We start from the raw sequence: 13634 nt of genomic DNA, 5'->3' as shown, positions 1-13634 counted from the left end.
CAGGGGAAGCCTCGGGCGAGGGCCTCCCCCTCCCTACCCCAAGCGACGTCTCCCGCCACGAGGAACTGCACCGGGCACCGGCCCCCCCAGCCGGTCAACCGAGGTAGCGGCGCAGGCCCAGACGCCCCCACAGCAGGCTCGCGGCGAACGCGGGAACCGCCGTGGCCAGGGTCAGCGCCACCGCGGCGACGACGGTGCCGGCCCACCCGCTGTCCGCGGAGACGATCCGCGGGGCGAACGTCTTCAGCAACAGCACATGGCACATGAAGGCCCCGAGTCCCGCCCCGGTGAGCCGGCTCAGCACGGGCCGCACCCGGTCCGGGACCCGCAGCCCGGTCAGCGCCATCAGCACACAGGCCGTCAGCGCGGCCACCAGCACGCTGGCGTTGGGGATCACGAAGTGGATGCGGTGCTGCGACCACACCACCGCGCCGAGCGACACCGCCGCGCCGACCCACCACCATCCGCGGTGCCGCCGGGAGGTGGCCGGAAGGGAGCAGAGCAGCGCTCCGCACACCGCGTACACCAGGGAGTACATTCCGGTCTGCCAGCCGAACCTGGGCACGTCCCACCCGGTGAGCTCGCCCACGTCGCCCAGCGCGGTCGGCCCGGCCGCGATCACCAGCAGGGCGGCGACCACCCCCCAGGGGCGCCTGCCGTCCCGGAGCAGCACCACGCATCCGAGCAACAGGATCAGCGGGACGTGGGCGTAGAAGTACCACAGGTGGTAGGCGGGCTGGACCGTACCGAAGACGGCGTCCACGGCCAGTTCCCGCAGGGGGGCGTCGTTGGTGCCCCGCCACCGTCCCCACAGCAGGTAGACGGCTGACCAGACGCCCACCGGAACGATCATCCGCAGGGAGCGGGTGCGGAGGGTGGCGCCGTTCCGCGGCGGGGCCCCGACCAGCACCGCCCAGCCGGCGATGGCGAAGTAGGTGGGCACGGCCCAACTGGTCAGCGAATCGAGGAAGACGCCGGTCCAGTAGGCGGGGCCGCCGTTGTCCGGGCTCCGGTCCACGGCGTTCATGAACTCGCCCCCGACATGGCCGACGATGACGGCGCACGCGCAGATCACCCGCAGCACGTCGATGTCGTACCGGTGCTCGCGCCGGGCCCGGTCCGGGGTGTCCGGGGCGGGCGTCGTCACCCGTCCTGAGCCGTTCCGCGGGGCGGGGACCGTCACGGCGGCGGGGCCGTCCCGACCGCTCCTGGCCACCCCTGACGGAACCTCGCGCACACCTTCGCCAGACACCTGTCCCACCCGTTCGTACGAGGGACCGGGCAGGACCCCGGCCCCGGCCCCGGCGGCGAGCGGACGGTCCGGCGACGGGCGGGTCAGCCCCTTCCCGGAGGATTACCCCGCCCGAGTCGCGGGCGAGTCGACGCCGGAAGCCTGCCAGCGCGGAGGGCTCCCCGCGTGTACGGCGGAGGAACGGCCGGGGAACAGCCGGGCACGTCCCGTCGCCCGGGGCGGTGCCGGAACCTCCCGGTGGGTCGGTGTGGTCCGCCGGGCGTCCCGAGCCACCCGTACGGATGCGCCTGTGGCCCGCCTCCGTCGTGGCCCTCGGCACGCGGTGGAGCGGGGGTCTACGGTGAGGGTGAGGTTCCCACTGATACCGAGAGGAATCGGCCATGTCGGATACGGCTGCACGGCTGGTCGCGCTCGTCAGGGAGGGACTCGGCGTCCCGTTCCCCCTGCGCCTGCGGGCCTGGGACGGCAGCGAGGCCGGCCCGCCGCAGCAACCCGTGGTGGTGGTGCGGGACCGCCGGGCGCTCCACCGGTTGATGTGGCGGCCCGGTGAACTGGGCCTCGCCCGGGCCTGGGTGGCCGGCGAGATCGACGTCGAAGGCGACCTCTACCAGGCACTGGGCCGGATGTCCGACGTCGTTCCGGAACGGTACCGGGCGCGCGGGCGCACCGGCCTGATGCGGGCGCTGAGCGTGCTGGTGGACGTGCGGACCTTCAACCGGGCCGCCCGGCTGCTGGCCGTGGCAGGACCCGCGTTGCCACCACCGCCCCCGGCGGAGGAGGTGGCCCGGCGGCACGGCGCCCGGCACACCCTGCGCCGCGACCGCGCGGTGGTCAGCCACCACTACGACGTGGGCAACGACTTCTACGCGCTGGTGCTCGGGCCGTCCATGGTGTACTCCTGCGGCTACTGGACCGCCCAGGACGGCCCCGGGGCCACCCTCGAGGACGCCCAACGGGACAAGTTGGAACTGATCTGCCGCAAGCTCGCGCTCCGCCCCGGGCAGCGACTGCTGGACGTGGGCTGTGGTTGGGGCGCGATGGCCATGCACGCCGCGGAACACCACGGGGTGCACGCCGTCGGGGTCACCCTGTCGGCGGAGCAGGCCACCCTGGCCAGAGAGCGGGTCGCCGCGGCCGGGCTCACCGACCGGGTCGAGATCCGGGTCCAGGACTACCGAGAGGTCACTGACGGCCCGTTCGACGCGGTCTCCTCGATCGGCATGGCCGAACACGTCGGCGCCTGCCGGTACCAGGTGTACGCCAACACCCTGCACCGGCTGCTCCGCCCCGGCGGAAGACTGCTCAACCACCAGATCGCCCGCCGACCGCTGCCCGACGAGCAGACCTACCGGACCAACACGTTCATCGACCGTTACGTCTTCCCTGACGGTGAACTGGCCCCGCTGGGCCGGACGGTGTCCCTGCTCGAGCGGGCCGGGTTCGAGGTCCGGGACGTGGAGGCGCTGCGGGAGCACTACGCGCTGACGCTCCGGGCCTGGGTGGCCAACCTGGAACGCCACTGGGCCCAGGCGGTGCGGCTGACCAGCCCGGGCCGGGCCCGGGTGTGGCGACTGTACATGGCCGCCTCCGCCCTGAGTTTCGAGCGGAACCGCCTGGGCGTGAACCAGGTCCTCGCGGTGCGCACCGCGCCGGACGGGGTCTCGGGCATGCCTCCGGTCCGCGGGGCCTGGGCCGTCCACGACCACGCCGGGTGACGCCGTACCCCCTGCCGCCGGTCCGCCAGCGGCCCGGCGGTACGCTCCGCCCGGGACCGCGGGGCACCACGTACGGCTTCGGGCCCAACACCGCACGCAGCCCCGGAAGCCACTCCCGGGCAGCGGCCCCGCTCCCCTTCCCCAGGTGACAGTGCACCGGCAGGTGAATGGCAGGAACCGGGGACGCGGATGGCAATTCGCCGCAGGATGCTGCCGAATTCCGTGCCCGCATTTCTTGTCCACCTGAACGCCTTGACCGGTGCCCGAATATGGTTGAGGGTGAGGCTCGATCAGCCGATCACGCCGTCCATGATGACCGGGGAGTGTCCGCTGGTGACCTTCGCACACAAGGCTGAGCCGACCGATCGGGGAACGGGCGAGCAGCCAATTGACAGGGCAGCGAAAAAGAAGGTGGTGCTCGCCGAACCGCGCGGTTTCTGTGCCGGTGTGCGTCGGGCGATCGCCATGGTGGAAAAGGCACTGGAGATCCATGGCGCGCCGGTCTACGTGCGCAAGGAGATTGTTCACAATCACTATGTGGTCGGTGTGCTGAAACGCCGCGGCGCGGTCTTCGTGGAATCCGAGGACGAGGTCCCGCGTGGCGCCGTGTGCGTGTTCTCCGCGCACGGGGTAGCCCCGGCGGTGCGGTCGAACGCGGAGTCCCGCGGCCTGGGCACCATCGACGCCACCTGTCCACTGGTGTCCAAGGTGCACCAGGAGGCGCGGCGGTTCGCCAGGGACGGACGGACCCTGCTGCTCGTCGGCCACGCCGACCACGAGGAGGTGGAGGGCACCTACGGCGAGGCCCCGGACCAGACGATCGTGGTGCAGAGCGAGGACGAGGCCCGGGCCCTCGACCTCCCGGACGACACCCCCGTGGCGGTCCTCACCCAGACCACCCTGTCGATGGACGAGAGCACTGGGATCGTCCAGGCGCTGCGGGAGCGGTTCACCGACCTGGTGACCCCACCGGACGACGACATCTGCTACGCCAGCACCAACCGGCAGCTCGCCGTGAAGGCCGTCACCGAGCGCACCGAACTGGTGCTGGTGGTGGGCTCGAGGAACTCCAGCAACTCCGTGCGGATGGTCGAGGTCGCCCAGCGCCACGGCACCCCCGCCCACCTGGTGCCGGACGTCGGCGACCTCGACGAACGTTGGTTGGACGGCGTGACCGCGGTGGGGGTGAGTGCCGGGGCCAGCGCCCCCGAGATCCTCGTGGACGAGCTGCTCGAGCGTCTGCACCGCCTCGGCTACCAGGAGGTGGAGCTCTCCACCACGGCCACGGAGGACGTGGTCTTCGCGATGCCCGCGAGCCTGACCGGCACCCGCCGGGCGGCGTCCTGACCCACCTCTTCGGCCCGCCCACACTCCCTGTGACCTGCCGCGAAGCAGAGAGGAAGCCCGCATGACCGAGTCACCGACCGTCCAGGCCCGCACGGACGTCGCCGCCCGGGCCCGCGCCGAGGTGCTCGCCCGGGCCGAGGCCAGGATCACCGAACTGCTCACCGCGGAACGCGCCCGGTGGAACGGCGTGGACCCGCGCGCCGCCGTCCCGGTGGACGCCGTCGTGGACCTGGTGCGGGCCGGAGGCAAACGGCTGCGTCCCGCCTTCGTCGCCGTCGGGTTCCTCGCGGCCGGCGGCGAGCCGGCGGACCCCCGGGTGGCGGACGCGGCCGGCGCGGTGGAACTGCTGCACGCCTTCGCCCTGATCCACGACGACGTCATCGACGACTCGCCGCTGCGCCGGGGCAGGCCCACCGTGCACGTCAGGTACGAGGCCGAGCACGGGCGGCGGCGCTGGCAGGGCGAGGCGCGCAGGTTCGGTGAGGGCGTGGCGGTGCTCGCCGGCGACCTGGCGTTCTCCTACGCCGCCCGGCTCGCCCAGGAACTCCCGGCCCGGGCCCGCGCGGTGTGGGCCGAACTCGTCAGCGAGATGATCGTCGGTCAGTACCTGGACGTCGCGGTGGCCGCCGAGTCGCTGCTCGACCCCGGGCTGTCCGAGTACATCGCCAACGCCAAGTCCGGCCGCTACAGCATCCACCGGCCGCTGGAACTGGGTGCCGCCATCGCCGGGAACACCACGCTCGCCCCGGCCTTCGAGGAGTACGGCACCGCCCTCGGCGAGGCGTTCCAGCTCCGCGACGACCTGATCGACGCCTTCGGCGACGCCGACGTGGCCGGCAAACCGGTGGGGTCCGACGCCACCGGGCACAAGATGACGCTCCTGGTCAGCCTGGCCGCCCGCCGCGATCCGCGGGTGCGGGCCATCGTCCGCGCGGGGCGCTGGGACCCGGCGGAACTGCGCGCGGCCCTGGAGGACGCCGGCGGTCGGGACGAGGTGGAGCGGCGCATCGACGGCCTGGTGATCCGGGCCCGGCAGGCCCTCGCGGACGCCCCCATCGAGGACCGGTGGCGCCGGGAGCTCCACGACATGGCGGTGGCCGTCGCCTACCGGGACCGCTGAGCGGGCCGAGCGCCCCGTGACCACTCACCTCACCACCGAGGAGGACGGTTCCTGATGTTGCGTACGCTCATAGTCGGGTTCGGACGGGCCGGGGCGGGGCTGCACTGGCAGGTGCTGCGCGGGCTCCGCGCCGAGCCGGGGAACCGCCCCGCCCCGTGGTCGCCGGAGCCACCCGTCGTGCTGGACGTGCGGGACGTCGGGGCCGACGCCAGGTCCCTGGGGCTGGTCCCCGCCCGTTCCCTGAACCACGCCGCCCGGCTCACCGACCCGGCGCGCACCGTGGTCCACCTGTGCACCCCGCCCGCCGACCGGCCCGGGCTCCTCCGCTCCCTGGCCGACCTGGGCTTCCGTCGCATTCTGATGGAGAAGCCGCTGGCCGGCGACGAGGCGGGGGCCGAGGCCATCGCGGAGCTGGCCCGGGAGCGCCGACTGCTCCTGCGGGTGGTGTCCCCATGGCTGTTCAGCTCGCTCACCCATGCACTGGGGGAACTGGTACGCGACCAGTCCCTGGGGCGACCGCGGTCGATCAGCTTCACCCAGTCCAAGCCCCGCTGGACCCGCACCCTGCGCTCCGACGACCACCCCACCGCGTTCGACGTCGAGCTGCCGCACTCGATCGGCGTCGCCCTGCGCCTCGCCGGGGACGCCCGGATCGAGGACGCCGAGTGCGAGGACATGAGGCTCGGCGACCGGGTGATCCCGGCGATGGGGCGCGCCAGGCTGGTGCTGCGCCACACCGGCGGCGTCACCACCGACATCACCTCGGACCTGACCTCACCGGTCAGGGAACGCCGGGTCAGCGTGCGGTTCGACCGCGGACTGGCCGTCGGCCACTACCCGGTGAGCGAGGCCGACCACCACGCCAGCCTCACCGTCGCCGCCTCCGCCGACGGGGACCGGCCACCCGCCCGGCGCATCCTCCAGGACGACGCCTTCGCCGCCTGCCTGCGGAACGTCTACCACGACTACGCCACCGGCGTGACCAGCGGGGACGACTACCCCATCGGGCAGCGGGTGGTCAGCCTGCTGCACCGGGCCAAGTCGCTGGCCGCGGGCCACGCCCCTGCCAGCAGGACGGACGGTGCGGCATGAACGCCCCAGGGCAGGTCCCGTCCGTCGGGACACCGTCCGCCCAGGACGTCCCGCTCGAGGCCACGCGCCTGAGCGACCTGCGGTTCAGCGGCATCGGGGACGAGGCCGCGCCGGGCCTGGACCGGCAGCTCGAGGCCGTGCGCCGGCTCGGCTGGGCCACCGTCGAACTGCGCTCCGTGGACGGAGTGGCCGTCGCCGACCTGGACCGGGCCGCGTTCGACCGGGTCGTCGGCACCCTGGCGGACGCCGGGATCGGCGTGAGCTGCGTGGACTCCAGGATCGCCAACTGGGCCCGCTCGGTCAGCACCCCCTTCCAGGACGACCTGGCCGAGCTGGACGTGCTCGCCGAACGCTGCGCCGCCCTGGGCACCCGTCAGGTACGGATCATGTCCTACCCCAACGCGGGCCTGCCCGAGCCGGAGTGGGAGCGCGAGGCACTCGCCCGGATACGGCGGCTGACCGCCCGGGCCGAGGCCGCCGGCCTGCTCCTGCTGCACGAGAACTGCGCCGGCTGGGCCAGCAGCGACCCGCGGCGGATGCTGCGGATGCTCGAGGTCGCCGACAGCCCGGCACTGCGGCTGCTGTTCGACGTGGGCAACGGCATCGCCTACGGCTACCAGGCCTTCGACCTGCTCGCCGACATCGCCCCCTGGGTGCGGCACGTGCACGTCAAGGACGGGACCGGGGACACCAGCCAACAGCGCTACTGCCTGCCGGGCGACGGGGACTGCCGGGTCGCCGACAGCCTGCGTCACCTGCTGGAACACGGGTACCGCGGCACGGTGTCGATCGAACCGCACCTCAACATCCGCCCCCACGAGGGATGGGCCGACCCCTCGGGCGACTACGTGGACGCCTTCGTCGCGTACGGGCGACGACTGGAGCACCTCGTCGCCGAGGAGGTGCTCCGACCACTGCCCGACGGATCGGGGACCGGCCCGCGGAAGGCGGTCGGATGGTGACCCCGAACCCGACCGCCGCACCACCCGCCCGGCTCACCGCCGCGGACCGGGAACTGCTGCTGCTCCTGCTCTCCACGCCCACCGCCGGCCCCCTGGAGACCGGGGCCACCGGGCCGGTGCGGCTGCGCGAGGCACAGTCCGCGTACGCCTCGGCAGCCGCGGCACTCGGCCTCACCGTGGTGCACCACGGCCCCGCCGACACCGCCGAGCTGCTGCGCCCCGGCGTCCCCGCCGCGGTGCGCGAGGCAGCCGCCGACCCCCGTTTCCTCGCCTGCCAGCCCAGCATGGTGCTGCGGCTCGGCCCCCGGCGCCCACGCCGGGCAACGGTGATGTGCAACGTGCACCTGGACACCGTCGCCGGCGGCGGACCCGTCTCGTTCGACGGCACCCGCTTCCACGGTCGGGGCGCCATCGACGCCAAGGGCCCCGCGGTGGCCCTGCTCGCCGGGATCCGTGCCGCCCGCCGCGCGGCACCCGAGCTCGGCCGGGACGTCTCCGTCCTGGTGCAGCTCGTGGCCGGCGAGGAGGGCGGCGCCATGGGCGTGTTCGGCACCCGTCCCCTGGTCGAACAGGGGTGGGTGGGCAGGCTCAACGTGTTCTGCGAGCCCACCGGGCTGCGGGTGCTGCCCCGCTCGACCGCGGCGATGACCGCCCGACTGCGGGTCGAGGGCGAGGACGGCATCGACGACGACCCGGGCGCCGGGCACAACGCCACGGTGCTCCTCGGCCACCTGGCCCAGCACCTCGCTGCCGAGCTGCCCCAGCACGCCGTGGACGGCCAGGTGTGCGTCGCCGGACTGCACACCGGCACCATGCACAACAAGGTCTACGGGAGCGGGCACCTGCTCCTCAACCTCTCCTACGGTTCGCGTGCCGCCGCGGACTCCCTCGAGGCGGCACTCACCCGCGAGGTCCGCTCGGGGATCGAGGGCTTCCGGGCCCGGTTCGCGGACCGTGCCACGTTCGCCCGCACCGCGCGGGACGCGGAGCGGATCGTCCACCTCGACTGGCTCAAACGGGGGCTGCCGGCCCTGCGCACCGACGATCCGTGGACCGAGGACCTGCTGCTGCGCAGGGCCGGCCTCACCCCCTGGCCCACCGACGCCCCCGCGTTCACCTGCGACGCGATCTGGCTGGACGGCGTTCCCGGCACCTCGACCGTGGTCTTCGGCCCCGGTGACCTCGGCGCCAACCGCGCACACGCCGAGGGGGAGTTCGCCGACCTCGCCGACCTCGACGCCTACGCCGGCGGGATCGCCGCGCTGCTCGTCGCCTTCGCTCGACACCACCCCAGGGAGAACGATCGATGACCACCACCACACCAGCGGGTGCCGCGGCGCCGGCCGGGGAACCCGCGCCGGTGCGGGTCGACCGCACCGCCCTGGTGGACTTCACCGCCGCCGTCCTCGAGGCCCACTCCGTGCCCGGCAAACGCGCCGCCACCGCGGCGCACGCCCTGGTGCACGGCGACCTCACCGGCATCGTCTCGCACGGCCTGACCAACCTCACCCGCCTGTACCTGAAGCTGTTCGCCGACGGCAGGTGCGACCCGGACGCCGAACCCGAGGTGCTCGCCGACCGCGGTGCCGCCGTCCTGATCGACGCCCGCCGCGCGCTGGGTCTCTGGGCCGCGAGCGAGGCGGTGGACCTGGCCGTGGAACGGGCCGCGCGGTTCGGCGTCGGCCTGGTCACCGTGCGGGACAGCACCCACCTCGGCTGCGCCGGTGTCCATGCGCTCCGCGCCACCGACCACGGCATGATGTGCCTGCTGGTGTCCAACTGCGGTCAGCAGCGCATCATCCGCCCACCCGGTGCCCGGCCCGCGATGCTCGGCACCAACCCCCTGGCCTTCGCCTCGCCCGCCGGTCCCCACCACCCGTTCGTGCTGGACATGAGCACCACCGTGGTGCCGACCGGTCGGGTCCGGGTCGCCGCCCGGGCCGGCCGGCCGATCCCCGAGGGCTGGCTGGAGACCGCGGACGGCTCCCCGCTGACCGACCCGCACGCCCTCGACCGCGGCGACGGCTACCTGAAGTGGCTCGGCGGGGACCCGGACACCGGGGCGTTCAAGGGGTACGGCCTCGGGCTGCTGGTCGAGGTGCTCGGCGCGGCACTGCCCGGAGCCGGCCTCGGACCGGACCCCGCGGCCTGGCCGGGCACCGGAAGCCCCAGCGGCGTCGACGACAACATCGGATTCACCGCACTGGTCGTCGCCCCCGCGGAACTGCGCCCCGACGACGCGTTCGCCGAGGCGGCCGGCGGCCTCTTCGGCGCGCTGCTGGACGCCCCGGCGCTGCGCGCGGACCGTCCCGTGCGCTACCCCGGCTGGCACGAGGCCGAACGGGCCGCGCGGCACACCGCCACCGGCGTCCCGCTCTCCCCGTCCCTGTACCAGGAGCTGACCGAGGTCGCCGGCACACTGGGCCTGACCCCGCCCGCGCCGCTCGCCCCCGCGGACCTGCCGGGCCGCACGCCCGGCGCCGCACCCACCACCGGCCCCGACGCCCCAGGGGGGCGGCGATGAGTCCGCTGCGGATCGGCGTGATCGGCCTCGGCGTCATCTCCCGCTTCTACCTGGCCGCCTTCGACCGACTGCCCACCCTGGACCTCGCCGCCGTCTGTGACCTGCGGGACGAGGCCCTCGCACCGCACCGCGGGGTGCTGCCCTGCCACCGCGACCACCGCCGGATGCTCGCGGAAGTCGAGCTGGACGCCGTGGTGGTCAACGTCCCCAACGACGCCCACGCCGAGGTGTGCCGTGACGTCCTGCGGGCAGGCGTGGCCGTGTGCGTGGAGAAGCCGCTGGCCCTCGACCCCGAACAGGGGCGGGAACTCGTCGACCTGGCGAGGGCCCGCGACACGGTGCTGTTCACCGCGTTCCACCGCCGGTACAACGACCCGGTGCTGGCGCTGCGGCGGGAGCTGCCCCCGGACGTCCCGGTCACCGGTGTCGTGGTCCGCTACCTGGAACGGATCGAGGAACACGTCGGCCAGGACCGCTGGTACCTGGACCCCGGCCGGTGCGGCGGCGGCTGCGTCGCCGACAACGGCCCCAACGCCTTCGACGTCGTCAGGCTGTTCCTCGGCGACCTCACCCTGGAGGCCGCGGAGGTGACCCGGGACGCCGGGGGAGTGGACCGGCAGGCCCTGGTGCGGCTCCGCTCGACCGGCGGGGTCCCGGCGACCGTGGAACTCGACTGGTCCTACCCCCACGGCGAGGCCAAGGACGTCACGGTGCGGCTCGCCGACGGCACCGAGCGGCACGCCGACATGCTCCGGGACTGCCACGAGTTCAAGGGCTCCCTGTGGCACGAGTACGTCGGGGTGCTGCGGGACTTCGAACGGGTGGTGCGCGCCGGACGGGACGTGGCGGAGGACGGCCAGGCCATGCTGGAACTGGTGGCCGCCACCTACCGGGCGGAACGCGAGCGGGGGGCCGTCAGGTGCTGATACCCCACCCCGCCCTGCCGCCCAGTCCGGAGAACGGGGCCAAACGCGACGTACTCGCCGAGGTGGTCAAGGTGCTGTGCCACCGCCGTGACGACCGCGGCATGCGCCTGGAGGAGTTCGCCTCCCGCTGCGTGCGGCGCGGCGAGGTCCACGAGCTGGTCACCACCGACCACCTGGAGACCGAGGAGGGGGCCCGCATCGACCGGGTCGGGTTCCTCGGCTTCGCGGAGGTGGAGGTGGCCGGGGTCGTCGAGCGCGGCGACGTCCTCCTGGTCGACGGGGTGGCCGTGGGCACCGTGCTCGGCTTCGACGGCTGCCACTTCCCCAACCACTACAACGTGCTGATCCACACCGAGCGACCGCTGACCGGTCCCGAGGTGGGCCTCGCCCCCGGCTCCCGGGTCCGTTTCCGGGCCCCGACCCGACCCGACGACGACAAGGACGACGACGGGGACGACGACGCGACGGAGCGCGGCGACGCCGTCGGGTCCACCCACCGCTGGCACCCCGAGCACGCCTGGAACGGTGCCGACGCCCGCCACGAACCGGGCACCACCAACCGCGCGGGCGTGCGGAACTAGACCGGCGCCACACGTCCCCGGCCCCGCGCCCCTGCCCGGGGACCGCGGGGCCGCACCCCGGTCCGGCCCCCGCCCCGCGCCCACCTCCGTGTCCGGGCCCCACCCGGTCGCCGCACCCGGACCGCCGCACGCACGAGGAGAGACCTGCCATGCCACTGCTGGAGACCATCGCCGGCCCCGGCGACCTGCGCGCGCTGTCCCCCGCGGAACTGGACACCGTCGCCGGTGAGATCCGGGAACTGCTCATCGACAAGGTGACCCGAACCGGGGGACACCTGGGCCCCAACCTGGGAGTGGTGGAGCTGACCATCGCCCTGCACCGGGTGTTCGACTCGCCGAGGGACACCCTGCTGTGGGACACCGGCCACCAGTCCTACGTGCACAAGGTGCTGACCGGCCGGCAGCACGACTTCGACGGCCTGCGTTCGGAGGGCGGCCTCTCCGGCTACCCGTCGCGCGCCGAGTCCAGGCACGACGTCATCGAGAACTCCCACGCCTCCACCGCGCTCTCCTACGCGGACGGCCTGGCCAGGGCCCGGGCGCTGACCGGCGACGGGTCCCGGGCGGTGGTCGCGGTGATCGGGGACGGCGCGCTGACCGGAGGGCTGGCCTGGGAGGCGCTGAACAACCTCGGCGGGCACCGGGACATCCCGGTGATCGTCGTGCTCAACGACAACGGACGCTCCTACGCGCCCACGGTCGGCGGGTTCGCCGCCCACCTGCGCCGGCTGCGCGACCCCGACCCGGGACACGGCAACGTCTTCCGGGAGCTGGGCCTGGGCTACCTCGGCCCGGTGGACGGCCACGACATCGCCGCCGTGGAGGACGCGCTGTGCCGGGCGCGGGGCACCGGTGGACCCGTGGTCGTCCACGTCGTCACCCAGAAGGGACGCGGCTGGGAGCCGGCCCGCCGCAACGACCTGGACCGCTGTCACGTGGTGCGGGCCGCGCCGCCGCCCGGGAACGGGTCCTCCGCGCCCGCGTCACCGTCGTGGACCTCGGTGTTCGGCGCGGAGATCGTCCGCATCGGCGAGGAACGCCCCGACGTGGTGGCCGTCACCGCCGCCATGCTGGAGCCGGTCGGACTGCTGGAGTTCCAACGCCGGTTCCCCGAACGCACCATCGACGTGGGCATCGCCGAACAGCACGCCGCCGCGTCGGCCGCCGGCCTGGTGTACGGAGGGCTGCACCCGGTGCTCGCGGTCTACGCCACCTTCGCGAACCGGGCGTTCGACCAGTTCCTGGTCGACGTGGCGCTGCACCGCTGCCCGGTGACCCTGGTCCTGGACCGGGCCGGGGTCACCGGCGACGACGGCCCCAGCCACAACGGCATGTGGGACCTCACCGTCTTCCAGGCCGTGCCCGGGGTGCGGATCGCGGCCCCCCGGGACGCCACCCGCCTGCGCGGGCTGCTGCGCGAGGCCGTCGCCTGGCGGCAGGGGCCGACGGTGGTCCGGTTCCCCAAGGGGCGCACCGGCCCCGACGTGCCCGCCATCGCCACCCACGCGGGGATGGACGTGCTGCGCAACGACCCGGGCCGCGAGGTGCTGCTGGTGGCCGCGGGGCCGATGGCGGGGCTCGCCCTCGAGGTCTCGGACCTGCTGGCTGCCGAGGGCATCGGCAGCACCGTGGTCGATCCGCGCTGGGTGTCCCCGGTGAACCCGGAACTGGTGCGGGCGGCGGCCCACTTCAGGTTCGTGGCCTGCCTGGAGGACAACGGCCGCACCGGCGGCATCGGTGCGGCGATCGGGCAGGCGCTCGGCGACGCCGGGGCCACCACTCCGCTGCGCTGCTTCGGCCTGCCCCAGGAGTTCCAGGCGCACGGCTCGCGGGGGCAGGTGCTCGCCCGCTGCGGGCTGACCGCGGAACAGGTCGCCGCAGAGGTCAGTGACGGTTTCCACCGCCAGACCACCCGACTCAGGCCGTCCACCTCCGGGCCGTTCCCGACCCGGACCACGAGGGGGAAGTGAACACCATGTCAGTCGATCTGGGCATGCCGCGGCCTCCGGAGCGGCTCCTGGCCGAGCGTCGTAAGACTCGGCGGATCAATGTGGGTTCGGTTCCTGTGGGGGACGGGGCTCCGGTGTCGGTGCAGTCGATGACGACGACGGTCAC

Annotated in this window: 11 protein-coding genes and 1 pseudogene; 11 read left to right on the top strand and 1 reads right to left on the bottom strand. The window is 74.0% G+C overall.

The annotated features are described in order from the left end of the window. Positions 1-94 precede the first annotated feature (94 nt). Positions 95-1252, bottom strand: coding sequence for an acyltransferase (locus A3IG_RS0121445; RefSeq protein ID WP_322888001.1), 1158 nt, complete (start codon positions 1250-1252; stop codon positions 95-97). A 380-nt stretch (positions 1253-1632) separates the two neighbouring features. Between A3IG_RS0121445 and A3IG_RS0121440 the strand changes: the two genes are divergently transcribed. From A3IG_RS0121440 to A3IG_RS35390, 11 genes and pseudogenes are all read left to right on the top strand, one after another. After that, complete coding sequence (locus A3IG_RS0121440) at positions 1633-2967, top strand: SAM-dependent methyltransferase (protein WP_018385644.1); 1335 nt, start codon at positions 1633-1635, stop codon at positions 2965-2967. 411 nt (positions 2968-3378) lie between these two features. Beyond that, a complete protein-coding gene (locus tag A3IG_RS0121435; RefSeq protein WP_018385643.1) occupies positions 3379-4314 on the top strand; it encodes a 4-hydroxy-3-methylbut-2-enyl diphosphate reductase in 936 nt (311 codons plus the stop codon). A 61-nt stretch (positions 4315-4375) separates the two neighbouring features. Next, positions 4376-5434 carry a polyprenyl synthetase family protein gene (locus A3IG_RS0121430; protein ID WP_018385642.1) on the top strand — a complete coding sequence of 353 codons (1059 nt, stop codon included), beginning with the start codon at positions 4376-4378 and terminating at the stop codon, positions 5432-5434. Positions 5435-5488: 54 nt separating this feature from the next. Beyond that, on the top strand, positions 5489-6526 hold the full coding sequence (locus A3IG_RS0121425) for a Gfo/Idh/MocA family oxidoreductase (RefSeq protein ID WP_018385641.1): 1038 nt from the start codon (positions 5489-5491) through the stop codon (positions 6524-6526). Next, positions 6523-7488, top strand: coding sequence for a sugar phosphate isomerase/epimerase family protein (locus tag A3IG_RS0121420; protein WP_018385640.1), 966 nt, complete (start codon positions 6523-6525; stop codon positions 7486-7488). Before A3IG_RS0121425 ends, A3IG_RS0121420 begins: the two co-directional genes overlap by 4 nt. Beyond that, positions 7482-8798 (top strand): M20/M25/M40 family metallo-hydrolase, encoded by a 1317-nt coding sequence (locus A3IG_RS0121415; protein ID WP_018385639.1) that lies wholly within the window; start codon positions 7482-7484, stop codon positions 8796-8798. The genes A3IG_RS0121420 and A3IG_RS0121415 overlap by 7 nt, the downstream gene beginning before the upstream one ends. Further along, positions 8795-10012, top strand: a complete 1218-nt coding sequence (locus tag A3IG_RS0121410; protein ID WP_018385638.1) for an Ldh family oxidoreductase — start codon at positions 8795-8797, stop codon at positions 10010-10012. Before A3IG_RS0121415 ends, A3IG_RS0121410 begins: the two co-directional genes overlap by 4 nt. Continuing rightward, positions 10009-10938: a Gfo/Idh/MocA family protein gene (locus tag A3IG_RS0121405; protein ID WP_018385637.1), complete on the top strand. Its 930-nt coding sequence runs from the start codon at positions 10009-10011 to the stop codon at positions 10936-10938. The genes A3IG_RS0121410 and A3IG_RS0121405 overlap by 4 nt, the downstream gene beginning before the upstream one ends. Continuing rightward, the gene (locus A3IG_RS30755) at positions 10932-11519 is read left to right on the top strand and encodes a DUF6917 domain-containing protein (protein WP_018385636.1); all 588 of its coding nucleotides are present in this window, start codon (positions 10932-10934) and stop codon (positions 11517-11519) included. Before A3IG_RS0121405 ends, A3IG_RS30755 begins: the two co-directional genes overlap by 7 nt. Before the next feature lie 149 nt (positions 11520-11668). Beyond that, a complete protein-coding gene (locus tag A3IG_RS0121395) occupies positions 11669-13489 on the top strand; it encodes a 1-deoxy-D-xylulose-5-phosphate synthase (protein WP_018385635.1) in 1821 nt (606 codons plus the stop codon). Positions 13490-13494: 5 nt separating this feature from the next. Beyond that, positions 13495-13634, top strand: a pseudogene (locus A3IG_RS35390) (flavodoxin-dependent (E)-4-hydroxy-3-methylbut-2-enyl-diphosphate synthase); the annotation flags it as partial.

This window comes from Wenjunlia vitaminophila DSM 41686 (assembly GCF_000380165.1).
In the GTDB taxonomy this organism is placed as follows: Bacteria; Actinomycetota; Actinomycetes; order Streptomycetales; family Streptomycetaceae; genus Wenjunlia; species Wenjunlia vitaminophila.
This window is presented reverse-complemented; position numbering and strand designations above follow the sequence as displayed.

Excerpts from the sequence above, each read along its gene's own strand:
- A3IG_RS0121395 (WP_018385635.1), top strand. The coding sequence starts at position 11,669 with ATGCCACTGCTGGAGACCATCGCCGGCCCCGGCGACCTGCGCGCGCTG.
- A3IG_RS0121405 (WP_018385637.1), top strand. The coding sequence starts at position 10,009 with ATGAGTCCGCTGCGGATCGGCGTGATCGGCCTCGGCGTCATCTCCCGC.
- A3IG_RS0121415 (WP_018385639.1), top strand. The coding sequence starts at position 7,482 with ATGGTGACCCCGAACCCGACCGCCGCACCACCCGCCCGGCTCACCGCC.
- A3IG_RS0121440 (WP_018385644.1), top strand. The coding sequence starts at position 1,633 with ATGTCGGATACGGCTGCACGGCTGGTCGCGCTCGTCAGGGAGGGACTC.
- A3IG_RS0121430 (WP_018385642.1), top strand. The coding sequence starts at position 4,376 with ATGACCGAGTCACCGACCGTCCAGGCCCGCACGGACGTCGCCGCCCGG.
- A3IG_RS0121425 (WP_018385641.1), top strand. The coding sequence starts at position 5,489 with ATGTTGCGTACGCTCATAGTCGGGTTCGGACGGGCCGGGGCGGGGCTG.
- A3IG_RS0121410 (WP_018385638.1), top strand. The coding sequence starts at position 8,795 with ATGACCACCACCACACCAGCGGGTGCCGCGGCGCCGGCCGGGGAACCC.
- A3IG_RS0121420 (WP_018385640.1), top strand. The coding sequence starts at position 6,523 with ATGAACGCCCCAGGGCAGGTCCCGTCCGTCGGGACACCGTCCGCCCAG.